Source organism: Corynebacterium belfantii (genome assembly GCF_041898185.1).
Taxonomy (GTDB): domain Bacteria; phylum Actinomycetota; class Actinomycetes; order Mycobacteriales; family Mycobacteriaceae; genus Corynebacterium; species Corynebacterium belfantii.
On sequence record NZ_CP157823.1, the window covers coordinates 2,289,537 to 2,314,357 of the forward strand.

The following is a 24,821-nucleotide window of genomic DNA, read 5'->3' on the forward strand; positions in this document are numbered from 1 at the left end:
TATTCCTCATGCTTCGCTGAAAGGTGGTGAGTCCTATGGATCGCCATACTGCAGATTTTTGGGCCACAACGGATAACGCTGCGACCGAATACACGCAGCTCATTCTGGAGCGCAAAGAACATGGCATGGTCTTCCCTGCTCAAGGTCCCTTTTGGAACCATCAACCCTATCCCGCAAAAATTGTTCCAGACGCCCCTCGTTTCCAGCTTCATACACACGCCATGTCCCCCACGGACATCGCTATTGCGCAAGCGCTGGAGGATTCTCTGATCAGAACTCATCTGCGCGCAGAAGTCGACTGCAACTCGCCGACAAGGACCCGATCTGAGGCGCAATCTTTTCAGTGGTCTCGGAATACAGCCTCAGGCGGAGGCTTATATCCGGTGAACGTCTACAGATACAGCCCCGGAAATAGCCACCTGCCCGCTGGACTGTACTTATTCAACCCCATAACCTGCCAATGGCAGCAGTTGAGGGCTAATTCCCCACGAGGCGAACGCTCGCGTTCTGCCGGTGAGACCCTGCTGGTTACCGTGGAGTTTTGGCGTTCAGCGTTTAAGTACGGTGACTTTGCGTATCAAGCGACCTCCGTGGATGTAGGGATCGTTGTCGCGGCGTTAGTCTCCCAACTGGATGCAGCTGTTGGGCCGGTGGCGATCGACTGGTCACCCGACGAGCTTGCTCTCTCCGAATTCCTTGGTAGTGATCCCCTCGACGAGGCCATATATTGCACGATCACGCTGCCTAACGGCTCCCCTTCAGACACTGTTACCGCTGGCGCGCCATCAGCCGTTCTCCAGACTGCTGCTCGACTCGCGCACTCGGGAACGATGCCCGTACGCTTTCCCACCACTGTGGCTTTGCAAAAACAGCGGCTCCGAGAAATGCAGAGTATGCGTGCGCCTTTTTCTACGGAAAGAATCGCCGCCCCGCCACCAGCAATAATCAAGCGAGGCTCCAGCTCTTTTGGGCGCTATTCCGGAGCTCCAATCGACGTGGGTGTGCTTACTCGCATGGTGCAACGCGGGCGTGCCACGGCCGCTTCACTCCTGGGAACCCCTCCTGAAACTGATTATTTCTTGGGTATCCAAGCAGCCGCGCTGTGTGTCAACGTCACGGGCTTAGCACATTCTCTTATAGCGGATAGTGAGACATATCCTGCGTCGACTCCTGCGCGCCCGTGTCCACAGCTTCCCGAGTTATTGCGCAACACCTATCTCCTGAAAAACTACGACCCCCTGCGCAGCTCAGCCGTCTTAGTGCTGTGCGCAGATTTGCAGCGGGTAACCACTACTTACGGCGCCTCTGGTTATCGGTGGGCATGTGCTGAGGTCGGGGCCTTTTGTCACGCTGTCTATGCTGTTGCGGCACAGGAACGGGTCTCTGTGGGCGCTGTGTTGGGGTTTGATGCTCAGTACCAGCGCGACTACCTCGGTTTAGCAGATAACCTCGTCCCGATCCTCAACATTCTTGTGGGTGTGGATCGGCCTCATGCACGATGGAGGAACTCGTTACTATGACAACTACTTCATGGAAACTTCTTAATGAAGCCCTGGTTCGCAGCTGCAGTGTGCCGTATGAGGCGTTACGCCAGCTTTGCGACGCCCCCACCGACGCACTACTTACTGCCGATCTGGACCAGCGACTCCGCGTAAACGCGGCCCTTGATGCCCTTGGTTCTGCGGCCCATCAGAACGTCGCGGGGTGCACAAACACAGTGTTGCGTCGGGCTCTACTCGATCTCAAGCGAGCTGCACATCATCATGACGTGCGCAAAGTTCGTGCCCTGCTGACTAAAGCTACATCCACTGGTGTGCGGTTGCCTGCTGGCGTAACAACTGCCGCAGATACGGTGATCACTGCCGCCGAAAACGTGCTGTCCTCAGAGCAGCTGCACAAGGTACTCATAAGTTCCAAGAAAAGAGAGCGCGAGTGCCTCGGGAAGATCGCCCGTGACCGGGGAGTCGATTCAGCAGTACTGGCTGCATCAGTCCCAGCGGCAAAAGCCATCCGGAAACTGAGCACAGATTGTGCGATGTCTGCCAAGCAGCTAGCTCGTGCCCACCGCACCGCGCTGGGATACGTGATCCGCAGCGCCACCCGGTCAGTACCGTTTTCCGCCCTGTGCGCAATCGCGCCGTCTCAGTTGTCCCACGCCAGCCTACACTCGGATGAGACTCTTGCCCCAACATCTGTGCACACTATTGCGCGTTGGAACGTCTACGCCATGGCTCAGATTTTCTCTGCTATGAAGAAGGACTTTGGTTTTATTGCCACACTTCCGGTTCTGGTTAATCCTGACGCGTTATCAGAGCATGGTCACTGCGTACTGCCTCGGTGTTCTGTCGAATATCTAGGGCACGTCGGCGACCGGGACTTGGCCGTTTACCGGGAGGAACGCCGAGTGGTCGATTCCAATGGACTATTTGGAAAGGTCATGGCCATAGCCACAAGTGCTCCCCAAAACCACGAATACACGTGTGAGCAGCTGGCCGCAGAGCTCTCGGCGCGTACAGGTTTAAGCAAGGCACAAACAAAGTGCATTGTTCTCGATGCCATCCGAATTTCGGCCTTAGTTGTTCCCACTCTCGATTTATCCCCGTCCACAGCGGTATCTGAACAGCCGATAGTTACGCACTTGGCACGTGGGTCGGACAAGGCCGTATCTGCTGCGCGTCTCATTGCCCGCATCACGGAGGAATGCAACGCGGTGGCGTCGATAAGCGACTTTGACCGCAGGCACACTCAGATCCTAGATCTCGCGCACCACCTGGATAGCCTCCGGCGACTCGTCGATCCCAGCATGCCGGTGTTCCATACCCATGTGTATGAGGATGGGGTCGGGAAAGAATCGACGATTCCCTCCTCCATCGCGGATTCGTGCACAGCCCTTGACTGGGAAGCTCTCGCAGACCTAGTCGATCTGCTTGATGTGCGGCAGGCAGAACGCGCGTTGTTTGAGGAGTTTGTGTCCGCAAAATTCCCCCGTGGGGAAATCTGCCACGATGTTCCGGCGGTGGTCAATAGTTTTGTCTCCGAGGTCCTCACACCGCTGCGGCAGGTTGATATTGAGGCAGTTGATGAAAATGACCTGAAGTCCACTGCATCGTTGCCACTGGGTAAGGCATGGGAATGGATTCGGGCGCGGCGCCACTTCCTGGCACACGTAACCGAGTTAAGAAACAACGCCGCTGGTCCCGTGGATATACGGAATCTCCTCACCAACTATCGTCCACTTGTGGAGTCTCGTAGGTATCCGCTTCGATCTTTAAACGCATACGTTCAGCAAGGCGACGAGGCCAAAGTCGTGATTAACCGGACGCTCGGCGGCCCAGGCTTCCCGTGGTCTCGGTTCGCGCATGCGATGCCGGATTCCGCAGCACGCGCATGGTCCGAATTATCGGATTATGCGTCTGACGCTGGGGTGACGCTTGTCGAGTTGACAGCCGGAAAAGTGGTCTCCAACCTCAACGCACATCCGGCCACCTACCCAACCGCTCTTCTCATCCCAGGGCATCCTCGAAAAACCACACGGTCGTCTGATATTCGACTCGCAGACACGCAGTTGGCCTACTGCGCATCCAGCGGACGCTTGCAGCTTTTCGACGCCCACGGCACCGAACTCCTCCCCGCATACATGGGATACATCACTGACCGGGGACTGCCATTATCTACGCAAGCCCTCATGCTCCTAGCGCCACCCATGCATTGTTCCTTGGACTTTTTCCCGCGCACGAGTTCAGAGATAGTGCATCAGGCTCGTCTACTCCTAGGAGATGTTGTTCTTGCGCGAGAAAGCTGGATTTTTCCCGCCTCAAGCACCTCTATGGATATTCCGTGTCTCCTAGAAGAGGCACTGGTGTGGTGGCGCAGCATTGCCCGACATCACGACCTACCCGAGTGCGGAGTTCTGCGAACATTCGATGCCCACGGCGTTGTGGGTAAAGGACAGTTTTATAACTCCCAAATCATGGGAACGATCACCAACCTCATACGCGCATTGCGCAACGCTCACTACGGGTTTGTGATTGAGGAATTCTTTCCCCACGCCGGCGGGTCCGGTGTAGCACAGGAATACATAGTAACAGGAACGCGCTCGTTGAAGGAGGGTATCTAATGCGTACAACCGACCCCTGGCTCGCTTTTCATATTTTTTATGGAGAAGACCCTTCTCTCTTGCTCCGCGACTGCCTGCTGCCTTTTGCTCATACATGCGTTGCAGAAGGACTGGTAAAACGATTTTTCCATATGAATTACTGGTTGGAGGGCGCACACGTCCGCTTAAGGCTAGAGCTTTGCAATCCGGCAGATCGCGAGCGCGTCGTATGCGCAGCGCATCAGGCTATCCAACCGTGGATTGACTCCCATCCTTCCAGCGCGCCCCAGCTGTCCCTGCGCAATCCCGAAGGTTATCGGCGCCTCTTTGAACACGAGTACCCCATGTCCAGGTTCTCCGACTATATCGATCAGGATGGTCTGCCCCGTCTACAGCCAGATAACTGCATCCGAGAACGCTACTACGAGCGTGAATATGACCGCTACGGCGGACGGATAGGGATGTCACTTAGCCAAGATGTTTTTCAAACCTCGACGTTGTTCGTCGAGAAGCTTTTACACTCTGGCGTTTTAGAAGCACGTACCTCACGACTAGCCGCGGCTGCGCTAGGAATGATCTGCACTGCGCATACAGTTTTGGCTTCCAACGCATCCATAGGACGTTTTTGGGAAAGCTATCACGCAGGTTGGACCTCGTCTTTTTCTATGCCCACCAGCTACACCTCGCCCACGGCACAGCACAAAATCGCCACCGAGGCTCAGGCGCTCTCACGTGCAGCCACGCCATTTCGTGCGGCCTTGCGCCACGCCCCAGACGGTTCAAGTCTTCCCGAACCCTATGCCACTTTTACTCAACGCATGACGTCTGCAGTGGAGAAACTCCATGCGGCACATGCCTCTCACGAGCTTGATTTTGGTGATTCTGCGGCAGAGGCTGGCCACACGTGGAAAGAGAACTCCATTTTTCTTCTGCGCTCCTATGTCCATATGACCAACAACAGAATGTCCGTCAATATCTCGGATGAGGCCTATTTAGCTTATTTACTGCACGCGTTATATCAGGAGACATTATGACCAGCATCCACGATCTTCGGTTTGCTCCCGGCGCGGCATTGGGTCCGATTATCCACAGTCCTGATCGAAGTTTCGCAGTAGCGCGTAATCCACAGGGTGAGCTCAGCGAGCTAGGCCCACAGGCTTGGATGCTGCTGGATCTCTTCCGGCAACGCGATAATGGGGATAGCGTCGACATGAGAATGCTTGCCATTCCGCAAGTTGCTCAAGCCGTACGTGCAATGGAACACCGGGGACTGCTTACTGCGGCCCCGGATACCGGCGCGTCTTCCCATCCCGTAGGCGTGTTGGGACGGCCCCGTGGAGTGTGGTTCGTTTCTTTTGTCACCTTAGTCATGGCACTTGCGGCGGCATCGACGGCCCTGCTCCTGTCTGCGGGCTCCGCTTTTACCCAAACGCATAGCGCGCCTGACCTCACAGGTTTTTTCACGATTCTCGCCGGCGTCATCATCACTATCATCGCCCACGAATGCGCTCACGGCATCGCATTTTTCCTGCTAACAGGAATCAAACCGACAGCTTTTTCCGCTGCTTCTTTTCCCCGCCGGTTCCTCAGCCTGCAGCTACCTGGAATATTGGCGGTGTCCTCCCGCGCCGGGAGAGTCGCAGTGCTTGCGGTCGGGCCCGCGACCACGCTGATCTTTACGGGCCTTGCTGTGGTCCTCTACCACGAGGGGGTGCTTCCCGACGGCGCCGCATGGCTCCCCAGAATCTTATTTCTCACCTTTGTTGGCTCCCTTATTCCTGTTCCACATTCAGACGGAACCAAGATTTTGGAGACGATATCCAGAACCAATAATTTACCAAAATTTGCATGGAATTTTGCACGGAGAAAACAACTACGTTCTGAGATATTTCACCAGCAAATCGTTACCATAATTGTTATTTACATTTCACTTTATCTGGGTACCATAATGTTATGGGCAATCATAGTGCTATTCTTTATAGTTTTCCTTGGTAGTCCATATCAGTAGTCCAACCGTACGTCTTCCCATGAAAGGGGCACAACATCATGACAAGCATGCACAGAGACGCTATGTCCGGTCTCAACCTGGATTTGCTCGCAATGGAGGTCGAGGGTCTTGAGGTAAACGACTACGTCGATGCTGATGACACCGCATTCTTCACCATGTGTTCGTCCACTACCTCTTCCTCCTCCTGCATTTCCACGTCTTCCTCCTAGCTCCAAGCTTTCTTCTCTAAGGAAGCTGCCGGAGCACAGCGGCTTCCCCGTTGTGCTCCGGTTCTGCTTGCATCATGATCAGTGCTTCTTCACTAGCGTTTACTGCCCTTGCAGACACGCCTCCGCCACGCGAAGTCGACCACCGTCGGACGGCCGGCTTTGCTACCACGCATGCTTTAAAAAACCTTTGTGACGTGGCAACCGAACTATCAGACGATTCATCGTGGGCAATCCATGTACTCACGGGTCAGGTCGTGAAAATTCCTCGTCCCGTACCTGCTGAAAATTCAAAGCCGTATAGGCTTCCACTGGAGGCTCTTGATGGGATCGTCACTTCTGTCCTCGATCCCACCGTGGGGATTCTAGGCCCTGGTCACTTAGATCGCGGTTGGACTACGTCCGTTCCCTTTTCCGGGACTACCCGCATAAGAACCGCCCTCTGCAATCTTGATCTCACGTGGTCAGGACAGACAGAGTCGCTACACCACAGTCGAAACATTGCAGCCCTAGAAGGCCTGGAGAGATTGTGCTGTGCTCATTCCAGGGGAAGAGTGACTGTGGGGCCAGCGACCAGCTTTTCAGGAAAAGCTGTGTCCCCTACGCAGCTAGGATTCGGGGCGGACATGCTCGCCCTCAATAGCGGCTTGGTTCCATGGTCGCCTGATGAGCCACACATGTGGGTGGAGGGACGCAATCTTCGCACGCACGATTCTGTGTTTCTGCCCGTTGAATGCGTTTATTACGGAGACGTTCCAGCGCGTCGTTGGGCCGTGGGCAATTCCTCTGGCTCAGCCATTGGAGTTTCACTGGCCGATGCCACCCATGCGGCATGCCTTGAGCTCATCGAACGCGATGCCATCATGTCCACGTGGGCGCGATCGATTCCTACCCAGCCCATCCTCCCCAGCTCTATTGCCGAACTCGGCCCGCTACTCTGCCGTGCACGGATACTGAGGCTTCGGATCCGACTCACCCGGGCCTATACCGATCTCGGATTCCCCGTGGTTATCGCCTGCGTCGACGACGGCGCGGCAGTGTCTTTAGGATCGGCCTGCCGCGATTCGCTCAGTGCTGCAGCCGTCGCAGCCCTCAACGAAGCCTGGGCTTTTTACCCCGAGCGGAAGCGCGTTCGCAGTGCCGGGTCAGCTGTGCCGGAACATATTCGTTCTGTCCTTGACCACGCTAATCAGGTGTCGCTCCCAGAGTGGACAATCCCCATCGACAGGCTACTCGGCACAGATCAACCACCGCGTCGGTGCAGCAGGGCTGAAGACTCAGTTACCCCGTCTGCTCTCGCAGCGCTTATCGACGCCGGCTTTGACCCCATCCGCATAAACACCACGCTGGCCGAGGTCCAGGAATATGGCCTCACAGCCGTGACCGTGGTCGTCCCAGGCCTCGTCCCTATCGACTTTGGTTGGGACCGCCAACGAGCACAGTTTATGGAGCGACCCGCCCAGCTTTGCAGCCAAGCAACCGGTGGCATCATAAACCCATTAGAAACGACGTGCCACCCCTTTGCGTAACCGCTCCGAGGCACTACCTTTATCGTTTTTGCTGGCGTTTCGACGCCGCGAAGGCTAGTAGCGCAAACACAACAGCCCACGCGGTGATATTCGCTACGGCCCACCACAGGGGAACAGAGGCTAACGTCCCATTCGCAGTGGCCTCTTCTGCGCCAGATATAGGAAAACGCGCTAGTTTATTTACCCCGTAGAGCGGCATGAAACGTGACATGGAGAGCAAAAATCCGCTGAGCGGAATGAACATGTTGGACAAAAATGCGCAGATCAGTACGCCAAAAGAGGCAATGGACAAGGCAGCCTCACCGCGAATAAGCAGTGCGATTCCCAGCCCAAAGAGCGCAAAAGGTACCGCCGTAAGCCATGACGCTAAGAACGCCAAAGCCCACCGAAGATCGCCTTCTATCTGGGCCGTCGTCAAAGCGCCGATGGTGTACACCACGATGACTGGGGCAAGGGAAACCACCAAAACCGTAAATACCTTGGTAGCAATGTATTTCCCGCCAACGAGAGGGGTCATCGCCAACTGGCGTCCCCAGCCTTTTTCCTGCTCCAGCGCCGAAGCGGCAGCAAGGCTCGTCGCCACGGTGACAGAACCATAGGCAGCCATCGATGCCATCACTGTCGCGCTTACATTGCCGTGCCCCAGCTTGATCTCCGCATAACTTTGGATAGCACCAAAAAGGATGTACATTCCCGCTGGCAGCAAGATTGCGAATACCAAGTTCGCCGGATTACGCACGATGCGCTTGACGTCTATGAGACCAAACCGAATATTCATACTGCGTCCTTTGCCTTAGCATCGCGTGAATGAGTCAGCTCAATAAAAGCGTCTTCAAGCGATGTCGTTGAAACCAACAAGTCATAAGCAGATGTGCGATTAAGGAGGTATCGCGCAACGTCGTCTGGCTGCGTAGTGTCCAGTGTGATTCGATCACCGTTAATGCTTACGGTCTTAACCCCAGGCAGGCCAGCGAGCTCTTTCGTGGAAGCACCCGGAATAACAGCGCTAACGGTTGCACCTCGAACTGACGCCCTAATTTTTTCGATGGGGCCATCAGCGACGATTTTTCCTTCGCTGATAAAGATGACGCGCTCCGCGAAATCATCCGCCTCTTCGATGTAATGCGTAGCAAAAATAATCGTGCGGCCAGCATCCGCTTCTTCGCGCATGATGCGCCAAAACTTCCGACGTGCCTCAACGTCCAATCCGGCAGTGGGCTCATCCAAGATAAGCACTTGCGGATCTGGGAGCATGGCCAACGCAAAACGCAATCGCTGTTGCTGCCCCCCAGAGCATTTCTCTACTTTTCTGCGAGCAAAACTAGACAGATCCCAACGCTTAATCACCTCTTTTACCCGCCCACGCGCTCCATGTGCGGCGGCAACTGCCTGAATAGTTTCCCGCACTGTGAAGTCGGGAAGCAACCCACCAGACTGAAGCACTGCCTGGCACTTGCCAGAGCATGCGGCTTTGTGCGGAGGCTCACCAAGTACTTTCACCTGACCAGAATCAGGCGAGCTAAGCCCCAAAATCATGTCGATCGTTGTGGATTTTCCAGCACCGTTTGGACCCAAAAAAGCAACAATCTGGCCCTGTGGGACGCTAAACGACACCCGATCAACGGCAACAAGCCCACGTTGACCGTGCCGGTAGAACGACTTGGTAAGTTCGGAGACTTGAATTACTGGCGTACTCATAAATTTATGTTAGCCGATTAGTTAGCCAATGAAAAGGGTATATATCGCTTAAAATAATGAGTAACCATCGAGAGGTTAGAAGCCCTTATCCCAAGCCATTACGTTGTTAGCAGTTCCACCCCAAGGCACCGAAGATTCATAGCCTGTCCACCCGAGTGGGCGAACTATGTTTATGCCCGTTCCCGCCGCCCGAAAAGACAGTGGAACTAGTCGCTGACTTCGGTATGGCTTATTCCTGTCCCTGTTAAAAAATGATCCGGGGGTGATGCCGCCGAAGACAGTGACATACTCAAACAGCTCAATAGGAACCTGACCCAGCCCAAGTGGCACGAGATCTCACAGTAATGTGGATGCCAACGCAAGTATGTCCGACCACCCCAGCGATGAACCTCATCTATTCAACTCCCTACTCATCGCTAGGAGACACCAACTCATGACCTATGACTTCGTCATGGGCATGGACGTCGGCAAATACTTCCACCACGCCTGCGTCCTCGATCCCCAAAGCAGACAAGTCCTATCCCAACGCATCAACCAGCACGAAGGCTCGCTACGCAAGCACTTCGGCAAATTCCTCACCAATGACGCAGAAGTCCTTGTCGTCGTCGATCAGCCCAACAACATCGGCAGGCTAACCGTCACAGTCGCCCAAACAATCGGCGCCGACGTTCACTACCTCCCCGGACTTGCCATGCGGCAGCTTTCACGCATCCACGTCGGCAACTCCAAAACCGATGTACGCGACGCCTACGTCATCGCCCATGCCGGCCTCAACCTTCCGGATGCCCTGCGTAGTGTTGACCGCGTTGAGGACGTCTTCCTCCAACTGAAAGTCCTCAACGGAATCGACGAAGACCTCGCCCGAGCCTTACACACGCCTAACCAACCAGATGCGATCCACACTCGTAGGAACCCACCCCGCATTCGAACATGTCCTGCATGGACAGATGATTCACCGCAAGTGGATCCTCCACCTACTTGCGAAATACGGTGGCCCCACCAAGATTCGACGCGTCGGCAAAGCACGGCTGGCAGCCTTCGCACGTGGTCACAGAGCGCGTAATCCTGAGCCAGTTATCGATGCCATGCTTGCTGCCATCCACAGCCAGACGGTATCCATCGCCGGTGCAGAATACGCCGAACTTGGCGTAGCAATGTCCGCCAAAGATGCACTAGCCAAACTGGAACACCGCAAAGAAATTGAAGCCCAAGTACTCGAGCTTATCCAGGACATTCCTCAGACCGAGATTCTCTTGTCCATGCCCGGTATCGGCCCGCGTAGCGCCGCACAGATCCTCATGACTGTCGGCGATATGTCCGACTTTCCTAATGCAGCGCACCTAGCTTCCTATGTAGGCCTATCGCCACGGACGAATCAGTCGGGAACATCCGTCATGTCGAATTCACCCAACCGAGCCGGCAACAAAAAATTGAAGAACGCCCTATGGCAATCGTCTTGTGCATCGATTAGATTCCACGAGCGTTCCCGGCAATTCTATGAACGAAAACGCAACGAAGGCAAAAGACACAACGCCGCAGTCGTCGCGCTCGCACGCCGACGCCTCAACGTCTTATTCGCCATGATGCGCAGCGGAGAACTCTACCGAGACACCCCACAGCCCAGGAGGCCACAGCAGCCTAACCACTCCAAAACCCGAAGCCGATTGTGCAGGAAGCCCAATCGGCCCTTCAGCATGCCCGAAAACAACATCCGCAGCGTGAAGCAGAAACCCTTCCCACCCCCAACAACCTCACCCACGGAGTTGACAACCTATATAGGAACACCCCTCCTCCAGCACACACATCGCCACCCCTTGAAAAAGTGATATCACTTAAATTAAAGTGATATCAGGTTTTAACACACCCCTCCCATCGGCCCCACCCTGAAAGGATCACACCCCCACCATGCCTACCCAGTCCCCCACCACCAACACACAACCCGTTGGACATGAAGGCACCCGCGTCCACATCACCGAAAAACAGCCATGGACTGGTGGCACGGGCTTAGCACTTGGCATTCTCACGCTGGGCAGCGCCGTTTTCATCGCTGCTATCACCATGATCATCGTGGCGACCAAGAAAATGGATTCCACAGCAGGACCCGCCTCACCGGCATTGATCGCGATGCTGATAGTAGGCATTATCCTTAACCCCTTTGCCGTTGTAGCCCTCAGCATGGTGCGCGTGACCTCCCCTGGACACACTCGCGTTGTGCAACTTTTTGGCCGCTACTTGGGCACCTCTCGCATCACCGGTCTTTCTGTAGTGCCACCACTGAGCACAACTACCAAGGTGTCGGTACGAGTGCGCAACTTCGAAACAAACGAGATCAAGGTCAACGATCTCAACGGCAATCCTGTCAACATTGGCGCGATCATCGTCTGGCAAGTGGCAGACACCGCTCAGGCAACCTTCGCGGTCGAAGACATGGAGGAGTTCATCCACTCCCAGTCCGAATCGGCACTGCGCCACGTTGCCACCACTCACCCTTATGACGGTGGCACCGCCAAAGCACCGTCTCTATCCGGCTCCACCGAGCTGGTATCCCAAGAGCTTGCCGACGAAGTAGCCGCTCGCGTTGCCGTCGCCGGACTTGAAATCATCGAAGCCCGCATTTCCAACCTCTCCTACGCCCCAGAGATCGCGCAGTCCATGCTGCAGCGTCAGCAGGCCGGCGCAATTGTTGATGCCCGCGAGACGATCGTTGAAGGTGCCGTATCTATGGTGGAAAGCGCTTTGGAGCAACTGGAGTCTCGTGAGATCGTTGACCTTGATCCAGAACGCCGCGCTGCGATGGTATCGAATCTACTCGTAGTATTGTGTTCCGACAACAATGCCCAACCTGTTCTCAACACAGGCAGCCTTTATACCTAATGCCCCGCAAAAATATTCCGCTTCGCATCGACCCTGCTGTGGCCGATGCGATTTCGCGGTGGGCGCAGGACGAAACACGTAGCGTAAATTCTCAAATCGAAATGATGTTACGTGAACAATTACGTCGCGCCGGACGCCTACCCAAGAATGTTGGCGAGATCTCAAAACCCGGTCGACCTGCAAAAAAGCACAAATAGACCAATCGGTCTTTTAAAAACAGACCATCTTGTACTACTGTGTCTATTTATGAAATGGAATAGCTTCGGAGCTCAGGTCATCTACGGCCTCATCGCAGGCGTAGTTTTAGGGCTCATCGCCAACAAAATGCCAGAAGGCAACTGGCTTACTGCCACGCTGACCACCATCGGCAGTGATTACGTCACCCTCCTTAAAGTGTTGATCCCCCCACTGGTGGTCACCGCTGTTATTACGTCCATTGCCAACCTGCGGCAAGTCACCAACGCCGCCCGATTAGCAGTAAAAACCCTGATCTGGTTCGCCATCACCGCGTTCTTCTCCGTGCTAGCGGGCATTGCGGTCGGCCTTATCTTCAAGCCAGGTCAAACAACGGGCCTCCAAGACACGGCCAAGGCGCCGTCGTCAGTCGGCTCGTGGTGGGCATTTATCGAAGGCATCGTGCCCTCCAACATTTTAGGTTTACAGTCCACCACCAAAATCGTCGATGGCGCAGCCACCACCTCGCTGAGCTTCAACGTGCTGCAAATACTCGTGATCGCCATCGCGCTCGGCATCGCGGCAGTCAAAGTCGGTGAAAAAGCCGAGCCTTTTATCAACTTCAACCGCTCCTTCTTGGAGATCATCCAGAAGGTGTTGTGGTGGATCATTAGGCTCGCCCCCATTGGCACCGCAGCCTTGATCGGTAAAGCAGTAGCCACCTATGGTTTCGAAGCCATGGGCGCACTGGGCAAATTCGTGCTCACGATTTATGTGGGCCTCGCCATCGTGGTTGTTGTTATTTACCCGCTGGTACTAAAGTTCCACGGACTGAGCGTGACACAGTTTTACAAGCGCGTTTGGCCAGTATTCTCCTTGGGCTTTGTCACTCGCTCCTCGATGGGTGTTATGCCCGTAACGGAGCAGACCGCTGAAGCAATCGGCGTGCCCAAGCACTACGCATCCTTTGCGGTGCCACTGGGCGCTACCACCAAGATGGACGGTTGCGCAGCGGTCTACCCTGCGGTGGCGGCGATCTTCGTGTCTCAGTTCTACGGCATGCCACTGACGTTTACCGATTACATCCTCATCGTTATCGTCTCAGTCTTGGGCTCCACAGCAACGGCTGGCACCACGGGCGCTACCGTGATGCTCACCTTGACGCTGTCTACTTTGGGTCTGCCACTTGAGGGCGTCGGCCTGCTGCTTGCTATCGAGCCGATCATCGACATGGGCCGTACCGCGGTCAACGTCACCGGCCAAGCATTGGTTCCAGCGCTCGTGGCCCGTCAGGAAAAGATCTTGGATCGCACGCTTTTCGACGCCTCCCGCGAGGACGCCGAAGCGCTTATCACCGCCTCCTAGTCGAGGTTTTTAAATCCCACTCCCACCGGCACGCCGGCGTTATCTGTTAGCTGCACATCCCCAAAGGTTGCGGCTACAAATAACCTAGCGTCGCCGGTTTTTGGCGCTTCACCAAGATTCATGGCACGAAGTTCCACATAATCAGGGGTCACACCAGCAGATTCCAACACTTGATGGGTAACACGCAGCACGGCTTCTTTGCCATCTTCTGCCGCGTGCGCTCCGGCGGTCATGGCTGCCGATAGCGCTAGTGCGTGTTCGCGATCTTGTTCAGGAACGGTGGCGTTGCGCAAAGAAATGGCGATTCCGTCCGGCATACGCACAGTAGGTACGGAGTGCACAGTGACGTGGATGTTGAGATCATTGAGCGCTTGTTGGGTGCGGACCAGTAGCTCGTAGTCTTTTTCACCAAAGATCACATCGCTGGGACCAACGAGGTTAGTTAAGGCGATTCGACGGGTGACTGCCTCCGAGAGTTCTTGGGCTGGCTGCATCCCGATGCTCGGCACCTGAATAAGGGTGCGCAGTTCTTCCGGCTCGTACAAGAACACTGCATCAACGTCTTCTTCCGCAAAGGCGGGATCATTGTACTGGCTGGCTACGATCACAATGCCACCGGGGATTCGTCGTGCGGCGCGCAGCAATGCGCGGTGTCCGGCATGTACTCCGCTGCCGAGTGGGACGAATACGACGGGTTTTCCTTGTTTTTTAAAGGCGCGTGCCACCATGGCGATTTTTGCTGCGTTGAAAAGTGTGGCAGCACGGTAATCAAACACTCGTTGTATTCCTTATGTGTTGTTTTGTTCTTGATTCATTGCCCACAACTCCACGTCGTTGTTGTGGAACACTTCCCCGCTTCGACGGGCAAGCTGGGCGTAGAGGCGCTTGGTGCCCACAGAGTCTATGGCATGGTAGCCGCGTTCGAGAGCTGCTACATCCAGTGGCGGGGCGACTGCGTCGGTGAGCTGTTCCACCACTTCGTCGGCATGATGGGCATTACCCAGAGCTTCGGTGAGCAGGTTGCGGGCTTCGCTGCGCACTTGGCCGATAAACCCTGCGTAGGCCAGCCCTGCGGTGAGGCGATCGCGTTGGTTTTCTGGCACATGAACTACGCGTCCGCCGAGTTCGCTTATCAAAAGTTCTGCGACGACGGCAGCGAGATCATCGGAAGCGGTCACGGCATAGATGCGTGGCACCAGCTCGGTGATCACGAAGGCATGTCCGCTGGAATATGCGTCAAGATCCGCTAGTGTGGCGTGACCGAGGTGGGCGACGATCTGGCCGCGTCGAACAAGCTGAGTGGGATCAAATATCAGCTCGGCTTCGCTGGCCTCGACAAGCACATGCCCGTGGTCGAGAAGTGCTTGCACGAATTCGTTTTGGCCACTGATCCGCATGCGCGGTGGCGTCATTTTTGGTTCCGCTTGAGCAGGTCGGCAACGGAAACAGAGTTATTGTGTTCGTCGCGACGCCTACGCCCATGCGGCTCGTTCTTCTTTTTTTCCGAGCCGCGCCCCTGCAACCAGTCCACCTTGGCAAATTGCCCAGTATCAAAAGTACGCTCTTTTTGTTTAGGGGCTGCCGCCTCTTGGAAGGACTTCTGGTCAAAGTAAGAACTCTGCGGCTCCGCAATCGTGGGCTTGGGTGCTGGCTTATCCAAGTAGTCTTGGAACTTCGCACCTGGGATATGCAGTTCTTGCTTCTTGGTCTGCTTCTTTTCTGGCTCCGGCTTGGGCTTGTCTTTCTTGGCAGCCTCGGGGTTTGATGTTTCAGGAGCTGGGATCTTAAACTCTGCGGTTTCGTCAACGCGTGGGCTACGCGCAGGCTCTGGGGTTTTCTCAGCAGTGGTTGGAGTAAAGCGGGAGACTACCTCGGCGATGTTTTCTGAAACGCTCGGGGCAGCATTCGGTGTTGCGGCTTCGATCTCATGGATACGGCGTGCCTGTGCGCGCAGCATGGCTGGCTCGGTAAACACTTGGCCGGTGAGGGACTCTAGCTGGGTGCGCACCTCGTTGAGCTGCTCTTTGATCTTTTCTAGAGTTTCTTCATCGCGCTGGCGCAGCTGTTGTTCGGTTTCGCGTGCTGCGTCGAGCTCCGACTTGTGGTGCTCGCGTTCAATTTCTAGTTCCGCACGTGCCAGTTCTGCCTGGGTGCGGTAGCGACTCACGAGGAAAAAACCGATGACCGCTGCCCACAGCGATGCCAAAAGCGCAATCTTGAGTGCGCCGACGTTGCCCGTTAGAAGCATCACTACGCTGGCTATCAGTGATAGCACAACCAGCGCGATCAAAAGTTTTTGCCCGTTGTCCTTCTCCATGCGTTCCAAACTACCGCACTCCCTCGCCCTGTGGTGGGGGCGGCACAGTACAGCACTTTTCCAGCCAGTATCCGGCAGCAGACATCCCCACTCCTCCTAGTGCTGCAGCTACAACAACAGGGGTATCCTGCGCTGCCGCAGCTAGTTCTGAATACTTCGCCACAACATAACAGGCCATGCCTGTATACGCTCCCCCGAATAGTGCCCCCGTCCACGCGGAGGTCTTTCCTACGATGAGAAATTCAGCGGCGGTCACGGGGTTGAGCTGGGAGCGATCTTGCCCGATTTTTTCGTCGCGAATCCTGCCTCGCACCCGCACGGCCAGCAGCACGCACAGTATCGTCATCGCCCACAGCATGAGTGCAACACTGATGGGCACTGAGCTCATTGAGCCATAGAATCGTGCGACGAGAAGTAGCGAGGCTGCGGCGACGAACACGCCGAGGCCGATCAGTGCTACCCAATTGGTGGATTTCATAGGCTACCCACCACCGAAAAAGTTTCACCTAGTGCTGCGGCGCGCTGCGCTACTTTCTGGCCTAGCAATTCAGCTTCGGGGTCTGCTTCTGCCCAAGGCACGAGCACGAAGGCTCGCTCGTGGGCGTAGGGGTGCGGCAGGGTCAGCTCGGGATCGGTGGATACCATGGGGGTGCCGTCGTCGTTGTAGATGGTCACGACATCGACGTCGAGGGTGCGCGGACCCCAGTGCCGCAGGCGACGTCGACACGCGGCTTCTTCTAGGCGCTGGCCACGTCGTAGCAGCTCAAAGGGCGAACTATCGACGTCCACAATGACGACCGCGTTGAGGAACTCGTCTTGGTCTTCTACTCCCCACGGTGGCGTGGAGTAGATCGAGGATGCTGCCACGATCTCTCCCGCGAATTCTTCGACGACCGTTCGCAGCAAGGCATAGCGGTCATCCATATTCGAACCAATAGAAAGCACTGCGCGCATATTCGCTGGTTACCTCCTCGACCTACGGGCAACTACTGCTACATCGGCAAATTCTAGGGGAATCGGTGCCTGTGGCTTATGCACGGTGACTTCAATGGCTGTGATAAGCGGGAATGCTGCCATCGCGGATTCGGCGATCTCGCCGGCTACGGCCTCGATGAGATCGTGTGGTGGACCTGTCACAATATCGTGAGCTAGCTGGGCTAATTCCCCGTAGTCAACAGTGTGTGTCAGGTCATCTGAGGCTGCTGCGGGGTGCAGATCCAGCCAGCAGGTGACGTCGATAATAAAGTCTTGGCCTTCGCGTTTTTCGTGTTCGAAAACCCCGTGGTAGCCAAAGCAGTGCAAGCCTTTAAGTTCGATACGATCAGCCATAGCAATCACGCATTCCATAGGGCCGCAACGTCGACTGCGTCTCGGGAGACTGCTACTTCGTGCACGCGCACGCACCATGCACCCATTTGTGCGGCGATCGCTGTCACCGCTGCGGTTGCGGGGTCGGCGTCGACTGGTCCTGTTTGTAATCCGCGGGCGGCGCGGACTGCTATGAGGAAGCGTTTGCGTGAGGCCCCTACGAGCACGGGGTATGGACCTGCGATAAATTCCGGTAGGGCGCGTAGGAGTGCCCAGTTATCTTCTTGTGTTTTGGCAAAGCCGAGGCCAGGGTCGATGGTGATGTTATCTTCTTTGACACCGGCGTTGAGTGCGGAGCTGACCAGCTTATCCAGGGTTCGGTGCACGTCTGCTACTACGTCGCCGCCGTGGTCGGCGCTTCCTGCAGCGTCCCCGAAGCGGACGGTCTTCCAGTGCATGAGGCAGACCGGTAGTTGGGTGTCGGCCATGACGGAGTACATGGCGCGGTCGGCAAGTCCACCGGAAACATCATTGATGAGTTTTACGCCGGCTTCGGCTGCTGCGGCGGCAACGCTGGCACGCATGGTGTCGATAGAGGTGGCGATGCCTTCTTCGGACAGTGCCCGGATGACGGGGATCACGCGGCTGCGTTCCACGTCGGGGTCGACGCGGGTGGCACCTGGGCGGGTGGATTCGCCGCCGACGTCGATGATGTCTGCGCCTGCTGCGACGAGGTCGCGGGCGTGGTCGATTGCGGCATCAATGTCGAGCCAGCGGCCACCGTCGGAAAATGAATCTTCGGTGACGTTCACAATGCCCATGACGGCTGTTCGCTCGGGAATGATGAGGTCTTTCGCGCTCACGCCCTGCTCCTTTTATCACTTGCCTGTTGTATTTGGGTGGTTGTGGTGCTCATACTACGCGTTGATAAAAATCGGCCTGGCGAGTTGGGTGTAACTCACTAAACCGATTGTTGCTGTCACATCCTTATAGCCTGCATGACGACGCCCCCACCAATGGCCCGAGGCGATGCCGGTAGCGGGCGATCACCGCATAGATTCCGGCGAACAGCCAGTGCAGGCTGCGCTGTAGGAGGACCCAGCCGGCGATGCGGTCCCATCGGCGTGGCGCTTGCGCTAGCGCTAGTCCGATGGCGCGGTGGCCGCGTTCAACACCTCTTTCGGTGTGGAGTTCGGCGGCGGTGGGGTGCCCTGGTGTGATGGTCAGGGCTGGGTTAATGTGGGCGAGGTGTTGTGCGGACCATTGGCAGAATCCGCAGTCGCTGTCGTAGATGAAGGTCATTGTTAGCCGCGGATGAGGCTGAGTACTTCTGCGCGGGAGGCTGCGTTGGTTTTAAATCCGCCGCGAACTGCAGACGTGGTGGTCACGGCTCCTGGTTTGCGGATTCCACGCATGGCCATGCAGAGGTGTTCGCATTCGATGACCACGATGACTGCTTGGGTTTGGAGCTTGTCTACCAGTGCGTCTGCCACTTGGGTGGTCAGGCGTTCTTGGACTTGGGGGCGTTTGGCGTAGAGGTCAACGAGTCGTGCGAGTTTTGAGAGGCCGGTGACTTTTCCGGATTCGCCTGGGATGTAGCCGATGTGTGCTTTTCCGAAGAAGGGCACGAGGTGGTGTTCGCAGGTGGAGTAGATCGGGATGTCGCGTACGAGGACGACTTCCCGATGGTCCTCGCTGAAGGTTTTGGTAAGGACTTCGGTGGGGTCGGTGTGCAGGCCTGCGAACATTTCGGCGTAGGCCTTGGCTACGCGCGCTGGGGTTTCTTGCAGTCCTTCGCGGTCGGGGTCTTCGCCGACGGCGACGAGGAGTTCTCGGACTGCGGCTTCGGCGCGTTGTTGATCAAATTGTGCGGTCATGGGTGTGTTACTCGTCAGTTTCTTCGACTCGTTTGATCACTTGGGTGGGGTCAGACGAGGGGCGCTCACTGTCGGCGGGTGCGCGGTGGCGTCCGGATTCATCGTTTGGTTTCTCCCACGGATTATCGGTGCGCTCGTTTTCTGGGAGTTGGAAGCCTACTTCTTCCTGTGGTTCGGCAGGGGCTGCGGTTGTGCTGTCGTCTGCGTAGTTTTTCACACCGGGGTGCACGGAGGCAGGGGTGTCTGCGTTCTTGGGTTGCGCTGGTGGCCACCCTGGTGCGGTCCAGTCTTGTGGTGGCGGGGTGCCGCCGTAGCGTTGTTCCTTGACCGCAGGGGTTTCAGGGGTTACAGGCTTTTCGACGCGCTGCGCGGTGCCGTCCATGTGTCCGAGTCCGCGTGCGGGTTGCTGTGGTCCTTGTGCGGGTGCTACGGGTGCAGCACCTGCGTTGCGTGCGGCGAGTTCTGCTTCCCGCTTGGCACGTGCGGCCTTGGATGCCTCCAGGATGGAGAACGGCTTAGGTGGTTCTTCGCCGCGCTCGATAGCGAGTTCGGTTGGGGTCTTGACTGGTTCTCGGCCTGCTTGGCGTGGGAAACGATCGTTTTCGTTAGGGAATACGTCGCCCACTTCGCGTGGCTCGATACCTTCGAATAGTGCTTCGAGGTCGGGGCGTCGAAGCGTTTCTTTTTCGAGGAGCTTTTCGGCGAGTTTGTCAAGGTAGTCGCGGTGCTCAGCAAGGATGCTGTAGGCCTCTGCGTGGGCTTTATCCAGCAGGTATTGCATTTCGCGGTCGATTTGGGCGGCAACATCTGGGGAGTATTCCAAGGTGCCGGATCCACCACGGCCGGAGAAGGGGTCGCCTTGTTCTTCGCCGTATTTGACCATGCCCAGTGATGGGCTCATTCCGTACTCGGTGAGCATGGCTTTGGCGATCTTGGTGGCTTGTTCGATGTCGGCGGAGGCGCCGGTGGTTGGTTCACCGAAGACGAGTTCTTCGGCTGCGCGGCCACCCATGGCAAACACGAGGCGTGCGTAGAGCTCGTCGCGGTTGTACATGCCTTTGTCATCTTCTTGGGCGGTCATGGCGTGGCCGCCAGTGCGTCCACGCGCGAGGATGGTCACTTTGTACACGCGCTCGATGTTCTTGAGTGCCCATGCGGATAGGGTGTGGCCGCCTTCGTGGTAGGCGGTGACTTTCTTTTCCTTTTCGGAAATCACCTTGGAGGATCGACGTGGGCCGCCGATCACACGGTCGGTAGCTTCTTCGAGGGCGTCTGCGGTAATAACGTTGCCGCCGATACGGGCGGTCAGCAGTGCTGCTTCGTTGAGCACGTTGGCCAGGTCGGCACCGGACATACCGGCGGTGCGGCGTGCCAGTGCGGTGATGTCGGCGTCTTTGGCAAAGGGTTTGCCCTTGGCGTGGACGCGCAGGATCTGTTCGCGGCCTTTGAGGTCGGGGTTGGTCACTGGGATTTGGCGGTCGAAGCGTCCTGGGCGCAGCAGTGCTGGGTCGAGGATGTCGGGGCGGTTGGTGGCGGCCATGATGATGACGCCTTCGCGGTCACCGAAGCCGTCCATTTCTACCAGCATTTGGTTCAGTGTTTGTTCGCGTTCGTCGTGTCCGCCGCCCATGCCGGAGCCACGTTGGCGGCCGACTGCGTCGATCTCGTCGATGAAGATGATGCAGGGGCTGTTTTCGCGGGCTTGTTTGAAGAGGTCGCGGACGCGGGATGCGCCAACACCGACGAACATTTCAACGAAGTCGGAGCCGGAGATGGAGTAGAATGGTACGCCTGCTTCACCGGCGACTGCGCGTGCAAGCAGTGTTTTACCGGTGCCGGGAGGGCCGTAGAGCAAAACGCCGCGTGGGATTTTTGCACCGAGTGCTTCGTAGCGGGTGGGGTCTTCGAGGAAGTCTTTGATTTCGTGCAGCTCGTCGATAGCTTCGTCTGCACCGGCGACATCCGCGAAGGTGTTGGTGGGCATGTCTTTGTCGAGCTCTTTGGCGCGGGAGCCGCCGAAGCCGAACATGCCTCCGATGCCACCTTGGCCGCCTTGCATGCGGCTGAAGATGAACATGATGATGCCGAACATGAGCAACATCGGCAGGATGTAGCTCAGCATGGAGACGAAGAAGTTTTCTTGGTTCACCTTGGTGGTGAACTTTTCTGCCTCGGACTTTTCTACCTTGCTAAAGATGTCGGCGGAGGCGCGTGCAGGGTACTTGGTCAGGATTTCCGAGACGTCTTTTTGCCCCTCGTGTTCGATCGGGTTCTTGAGTTTGATGCGCAGGCGCTGCTCGCGATCGTCGATCTCTACTTCCTTGACGTTCTTGTTATCCAATTGGGTAACTGCCACGGAAGTTTCTACGGGCTTATAGCCTCGGGTGTCATTGCCAAGGAAAGTAAACACATAAATGGCCATGAGCACGATGGCGGCTATCACGCCATATTGCAGGGTCTTTTTGTTGTTCATGCACGCACCGGCTCTTGTGTGCCGGTCCCTTTCTTAAATGAATGTGGAAAAGCTACTAAAAGGTTCTGCCTTTAGTAACGCATAAAACCAGCCAGACGTTCCCAGCTGGTTTCTTTTGAGGTGTCCCTACCCTATTGTTCGGTGTACACGTCCTCGTTCAAGGATGCGACGAAGGGGAGGTCGCGGTACTTTTCGGCGAAGTCGAGACCGTAGCCAATGACGAACTCATTGGGCAGGTCAAAACCGATGTCAAGGCAGTCGATGGTGGTCTTTACTGCTTCTGGCTTGCGCAAGAGAGTGACAATTTCTAGGGACTTTGGTTTGCGTCCGGAGAGGTTCTTGATCAGCCATTTGAGGGTGAGGCCGGAGTCGATGATGTCTTCAACAATCACAACGTTGCAGCCTGCGACATCGCGGTCGAGGTCTTTGAGGATACGTACCACGCCTGACGACGACGCCGAGTTACCGTAGGAGCTGACGGACATGAATTCGATCTGGCATGGAATGCTCAGTTTGCGCGCAAAGTCAGTGAGGAAGAACACTGCACCCTTGAGCACACAAATCAGTACTAGGTCTTCTTTTTCATCGCGGTACTTCTCAGATACGAGGTCAGCCAGTTCTTGGATGCGGTTTTGAAGTTGATCTTCGGTGATCAGTACTTTTTTGACATCGTTACCGTAGGGGTTGGCTGGCACTGGAAGTTCCTTCGAATCGTGCATAGGGGTTTCACCTTTCATAATCAGCTAACCGAAAGTCTGCCATCTTTGCGGGTCACTTCCAACCCGTTTCCCACTGGAACGGCCTTTTGGCCGTGCCAATTGGTTATTAATGCGTCGACGGCGCGCAGGTGAGCGGCGCTCACGCGCGCCCCGTAGGCTTGGAGTAGTGCTACGAGGTGGCGGCGTCGTAACGCTGGTGGCATGCCTGCTAGCTGGGCGATTCGGTCGTCGGGGGTGTCTACGTGCAAGGCGTGAGTGTCTTCAGCGATCAAGGTGGCGGCTTGTGACAATGCTGGCACTGCGTCCCCGCCAATGATGTCGGACAACAGCGGTACGACCTGGGTGCGTAGTGCTACGCGCAGGAAGTCGGTGTTGGCGTTGTGGGGGTCGTGCCAGGGTTCGATTCCGAGTTCTGCGCAGGCAGCGAGGGTGGTGGCGCGGCGAACGCCAAGCAGTGGCCGCCAGAGGTTGTCGGTATGGATCTGCATTCCTGTGGCTTTCCCGCGTAGCGCGCCGAGCAGGAGCGTTTCTGCTTGGTCGTCAGCGGTGTGCCCAACGACAACGGGGAGGTTGCGCGAGTGGAGTGCTTGGTAGCGGGCGGTTCGAGCGTTGGCTTCAAGGTTACCCGGCGCGACGGTGACGCTGATGGCTTCGGCGTGTGCTCCGAAGCTGCGGGCGTGGTGGGCTGCTTGTTCTGCTACTTCGTGGGAGCCGAGTTGGAGTCCGTGGTCTACGCAGAGGGCGTGAACGTTGTAGGCTTCGGCGCACAGTGCTGCGACGAGGGCGAGGGAGTCTGCGCCGCCGGAGAGGCCGACGGTGATGTCGCGGGGTTGTACTGTGCGTACGGCAACACGGCAGGCCATGAAGTTGGGGCTGTGGCGGGGCCAGAATTTATGCATCGCGAAGTGCCGAGGCGATGGTGTCGAGGGCTGCGCGGGCTTCGAGGATTTCGGAGCCGTTGGAGATGAGGCCGAAGCTGTAGATGTGTCCGCTTGTCGACGGCACCACGCCGACCAGCGCCGATACTCCAGTGAGGGTTCCGGTTTTGGCGCGTACCCAGCCGCGTCCGTCGAGTTCTGCGTAGCGGTCGACGAGTGTTCCGCTGCCTCCGGCGACGGGCAGAGCGAGGATGAGTGAGTGGACTTCTGGGTCGGTCACAGCCTTGGTGGCTACTTGGGTGAGTAGCGCTGGGGTGATGCGGTTGTGGAGGGAGAGCCCTGAGTTGTCTGCTACTTCGGAGGCGCCGATGGTGATGCCGTGTTCGCTGAGGATCCGCAGTGTTGCTTGTACAGGTTGGGTTGCGTCGATTTCGCGGCCGATGGCTTCTGCCATCACGTTGTCGGAGTGTTGCATCATCTGGGAGATGCGTTTTTCTAGGGCTTCGGATTCTGTGGTGGCGATGACTTCGCCGGTGGCGGAGTCGGTGTAGCCCTTGGTTCCTGCGCCGAGGCGTTGTGCGAGTGCGGAGGCTACGTCGAGTCCTGGGTTTTGGCTGCGTGGTACGTCGCCTTCTTTGGCGCCGAGTCGCCCACCGTAGAGCATAATGGGTTCTAGGGGGGCTACGTATCCGGCGTTGACATCGTCGGGGTCCCAGCCGCCTAGTATTTTGTCGCCGCTCCATGCGGAGGTGTCTACGAGGACCGCGTTTACGCTGGGCATCTGCTCTTTGATTTTGCGTGCTAGTTGGTCGAGGCGTTCGTCGGTAAGCCAGACATCTCCTGCGGCTTTGATAACCACGGTGTGGTCGTTTTGTTTGATCACTTCGGTGGTGATGCGGTGTTCGGGGCCTAGTTCGTAGAGCGCCGCGGTGGCGGTGAGCATTTTGGTTGCCGAGGCTGGGGTCAGTGGTTTGTCGGCGTCTTTTTCTAGGATCACCTCGCCGGTGGTTGCGTCGACAATTTTGCCGGCGAAGCCTGCAAGCCTGGGGTCTTGTGCGAGTGCACCGACGGTGCTGCGTAGTGCCTTGTTGTTAGTTGTCCCTTTGTCTGTCAGCGCGGTGATGCCGCGAGCAGGTTCGATGGGTTTATAGGGGGCTTGGTGCGTTAAGGCATGTTTGTGTTGCACTACGACTCCCATTGTCACAGTGCCTGCTACCACTACTGTTGCAGCGATCGTCGCTGCCCACCACTTTGCGCCATTCATCGCAACCAGCCTACTGCTAATATCAAGCACAGTCT

The 24,821-nt window shown here is 56.7% G+C and carries 24 protein-coding genes and 1 pseudogene; 10 read left to right on the top strand and 15 right to left on the bottom strand.

All coding sequences use genetic code 11. The features are described 5' to 3' along the window. Positions 1-35: 35 nt before the first annotated feature. From ABMV07_RS11420 to ABMV07_RS11445, 6 genes are all read left to right on the top strand, one after another. The gene (locus ABMV07_RS11420) at positions 36-1,520 is read left to right on the top strand and encodes a nitroreductase family protein (protein WP_197689525.1); all 1,485 of its coding nucleotides are present in this window, start codon (positions 36-38) and stop codon (positions 1,518-1,520) included. Then, complete coding sequence (locus ABMV07_RS11425; protein ID WP_197691870.1) at positions 1,517-4,117, top strand: lantibiotic dehydratase; 2,601 nt, start codon at positions 1,517-1,519, stop codon at positions 4,115-4,117. Before ABMV07_RS11420 ends, ABMV07_RS11425 begins: the two co-directional genes overlap by 4 nt. Then, complete coding sequence (locus ABMV07_RS11430; RefSeq protein ID WP_196977122.1) at positions 4,117-5,130, top strand: lantibiotic dehydratase C-terminal domain-containing protein; 1,014 nt, start codon at positions 4,117-4,119, stop codon at positions 5,128-5,130. The genes ABMV07_RS11425 and ABMV07_RS11430 overlap by 1 nt, the downstream gene beginning before the upstream one ends. Next, complete coding sequence (locus ABMV07_RS11435) at positions 5,127-6,104, top strand: hypothetical protein (protein ID WP_088266317.1); 978 nt, start codon at positions 5,127-5,129, stop codon at positions 6,102-6,104. The genes ABMV07_RS11430 and ABMV07_RS11435 overlap by 4 nt, the downstream gene beginning before the upstream one ends. Before the next feature lie 38 nt (positions 6,105-6,142). After that, positions 6,143-6,313: a thiazolylpeptide-type bacteriocin gene (locus tag ABMV07_RS11440; RefSeq protein ID WP_097784552.1), complete on the top strand. Its 171-nt coding sequence runs from the start codon at positions 6,143-6,145 to the stop codon at positions 6,311-6,313. A gap of 74 nt (positions 6,314-6,387) precedes the next feature. Then, positions 6,388-7,839 (top strand): YcaO-like family protein, encoded by a 1,452-nt coding sequence (locus ABMV07_RS11445; RefSeq protein WP_088266326.1) that lies wholly within the window; start codon positions 6,388-6,390, stop codon positions 7,837-7,839. Between the two features lie 19 nt (positions 7,840-7,858). Here ABMV07_RS11445 and ABMV07_RS11450 read toward each other — a convergent pair whose 3' ends face one another. Together ABMV07_RS11450 and ABMV07_RS11455 are read right to left on the bottom strand one after the other, a co-directional pair. Continuing rightward, positions 7,859-8,617 carry an ABC transporter permease gene (locus tag ABMV07_RS11450; protein WP_088266316.1) on the bottom strand — a complete coding sequence of 253 codons (759 nt, stop codon included), beginning with the start codon at positions 8,615-8,617 and terminating at the stop codon, positions 7,859-7,861. Further along, complete coding sequence (locus ABMV07_RS11455) at positions 8,614-9,537, bottom strand: ABC transporter ATP-binding protein (protein WP_088266315.1); 924 nt, start codon at positions 9,535-9,537, stop codon at positions 8,614-8,616. Before ABMV07_RS11455 ends, ABMV07_RS11450 begins: the two co-directional genes overlap by 4 nt. A 433-nt stretch (positions 9,538-9,970) precedes the next feature. Here ABMV07_RS11455 and ABMV07_RS11460 point away from each other — a divergent pair. The 4 genes and pseudogenes from ABMV07_RS11460 to ABMV07_RS11475 form a co-directional block, all read left to right on the top strand. After that, positions 9,971-11,159 (top strand): annotated as a pseudogene (locus ABMV07_RS11460) (IS110 family transposase); the annotation flags it as partial. A 283-nt stretch (positions 11,160-11,442) separates the two neighbouring features. Next, entirely contained in the window at positions 11,443-12,411 is a 969-nt protein-coding gene (locus tag ABMV07_RS11465; protein ID WP_088266314.1) for an SPFH domain-containing protein, read from the top strand. Beyond that, positions 12,411-12,608, top strand: a complete 198-nt coding sequence (locus ABMV07_RS11470) for a hypothetical protein (RefSeq protein ID WP_014308699.1) — start codon at positions 12,411-12,413, stop codon at positions 12,606-12,608. Before ABMV07_RS11465 ends, ABMV07_RS11470 begins: the two co-directional genes overlap by 1 nt. A gap of 49 nt (positions 12,609-12,657) precedes the next feature. Next, a complete protein-coding gene (locus tag ABMV07_RS11475; RefSeq protein ID WP_088266313.1) occupies positions 12,658-13,950 on the top strand; it encodes a dicarboxylate/amino acid:cation symporter in 1,293 nt (430 codons plus the stop codon). Here ABMV07_RS11475 and ABMV07_RS11480 read toward each other — a convergent pair. The 13 genes from ABMV07_RS11480 to dacB form a co-directional block, all read right to left on the bottom strand. After that, positions 13,947-14,726 (bottom strand): pantoate--beta-alanine ligase, encoded by a 780-nt coding sequence (locus ABMV07_RS11480; RefSeq protein WP_196981514.1) that lies wholly within the window; start codon positions 14,724-14,726, stop codon positions 13,947-13,949. The two genes, ABMV07_RS11475 and ABMV07_RS11480, sit on opposite strands and share 4 nt — an antisense overlap. 12 nt (positions 14,727-14,738) lie before the next feature. Then, complete coding sequence (locus ABMV07_RS11485) at positions 14,739-15,362, bottom strand: hypothetical protein (RefSeq protein WP_088266311.1); 624 nt, start codon at positions 15,360-15,362, stop codon at positions 14,739-14,741. Beyond that, complete coding sequence (locus ABMV07_RS11490) at positions 15,359-16,276, bottom strand: DUF6779 domain-containing protein (protein ID WP_197690787.1); 918 nt, start codon at positions 16,274-16,276, stop codon at positions 15,359-15,361. Before ABMV07_RS11490 ends, ABMV07_RS11485 begins: the two co-directional genes overlap by 4 nt. A 1-nt stretch (position 16,277) precedes the next feature. Next, a complete protein-coding gene (locus ABMV07_RS11495; RefSeq protein WP_088266309.1) occupies positions 16,278-16,745 on the bottom strand; it encodes a DUF3180 domain-containing protein in 468 nt (155 codons plus the stop codon). After that, complete coding sequence (folK, locus tag ABMV07_RS11500; protein ID WP_088266308.1) at positions 16,742-17,221, bottom strand: 2-amino-4-hydroxy-6-hydroxymethyldihydropteridine diphosphokinase; 480 nt, start codon at positions 17,219-17,221, stop codon at positions 16,742-16,744. Before folK ends, ABMV07_RS11495 begins: the two co-directional genes overlap by 4 nt. A 9-nt stretch (positions 17,222-17,230) precedes the next feature. Beyond that, positions 17,231-17,596 (bottom strand): dihydroneopterin aldolase, encoded by a 366-nt coding sequence (gene folB, locus ABMV07_RS11505; RefSeq protein WP_088266325.1) that lies wholly within the window; start codon positions 17,594-17,596, stop codon positions 17,231-17,233. A gap of 5 nt (positions 17,597-17,601) precedes the next feature. Next, complete coding sequence (folP, locus tag ABMV07_RS11510; protein WP_197689781.1) at positions 17,602-18,438, bottom strand: dihydropteroate synthase; 837 nt, start codon at positions 18,436-18,438, stop codon at positions 17,602-17,604. A gap of 124 nt (positions 18,439-18,562) precedes the next feature. After that, positions 18,563-18,877, bottom strand: a complete 315-nt coding sequence (locus ABMV07_RS11515; protein WP_088266306.1) for a hypothetical protein — start codon at positions 18,875-18,877, stop codon at positions 18,563-18,565. A gap of 2 nt (positions 18,878-18,879) precedes the next feature. Further along, on the bottom strand, positions 18,880-19,452 hold the full coding sequence (folE, locus tag ABMV07_RS11520) for a GTP cyclohydrolase I FolE (protein WP_197691564.1): 573 nt from the start codon (positions 19,450-19,452) through the stop codon (positions 18,880-18,882). Between the two features lie 7 nt (positions 19,453-19,459). Then, complete coding sequence (ftsH, locus tag ABMV07_RS11525; protein ID WP_088266304.1) at positions 19,460-21,925, bottom strand: ATP-dependent zinc metalloprotease FtsH; 2,466 nt, start codon at positions 21,923-21,925, stop codon at positions 19,460-19,462. A gap of 131 nt (positions 21,926-22,056) precedes the next feature. Continuing rightward, complete coding sequence (gene hpt / locus ABMV07_RS11530; RefSeq protein ID WP_088266324.1) at positions 22,057-22,644, bottom strand: hypoxanthine phosphoribosyltransferase; 588 nt, start codon at positions 22,642-22,644, stop codon at positions 22,057-22,059. Positions 22,645-22,664: 20 nt separating this feature from the next. Then, complete coding sequence (gene tilS / locus ABMV07_RS11535; RefSeq protein WP_196977772.1) at positions 22,665-23,543, bottom strand: tRNA lysidine(34) synthetase TilS; 879 nt, start codon at positions 23,541-23,543, stop codon at positions 22,665-22,667. Then, positions 23,536-24,816 carry a D-alanyl-D-alanine carboxypeptidase/D-alanyl-D-alanine-endopeptidase gene (dacB, locus tag ABMV07_RS11540; RefSeq protein WP_088266302.1) on the bottom strand — a complete coding sequence of 427 codons (1,281 nt, stop codon included), beginning with the start codon at positions 24,814-24,816 and terminating at the stop codon, positions 23,536-23,538. The genes tilS and dacB overlap by 8 nt, the downstream gene beginning before the upstream one ends. Between the last annotated feature and the right edge of the window lie 5 nt (positions 24,817-24,821).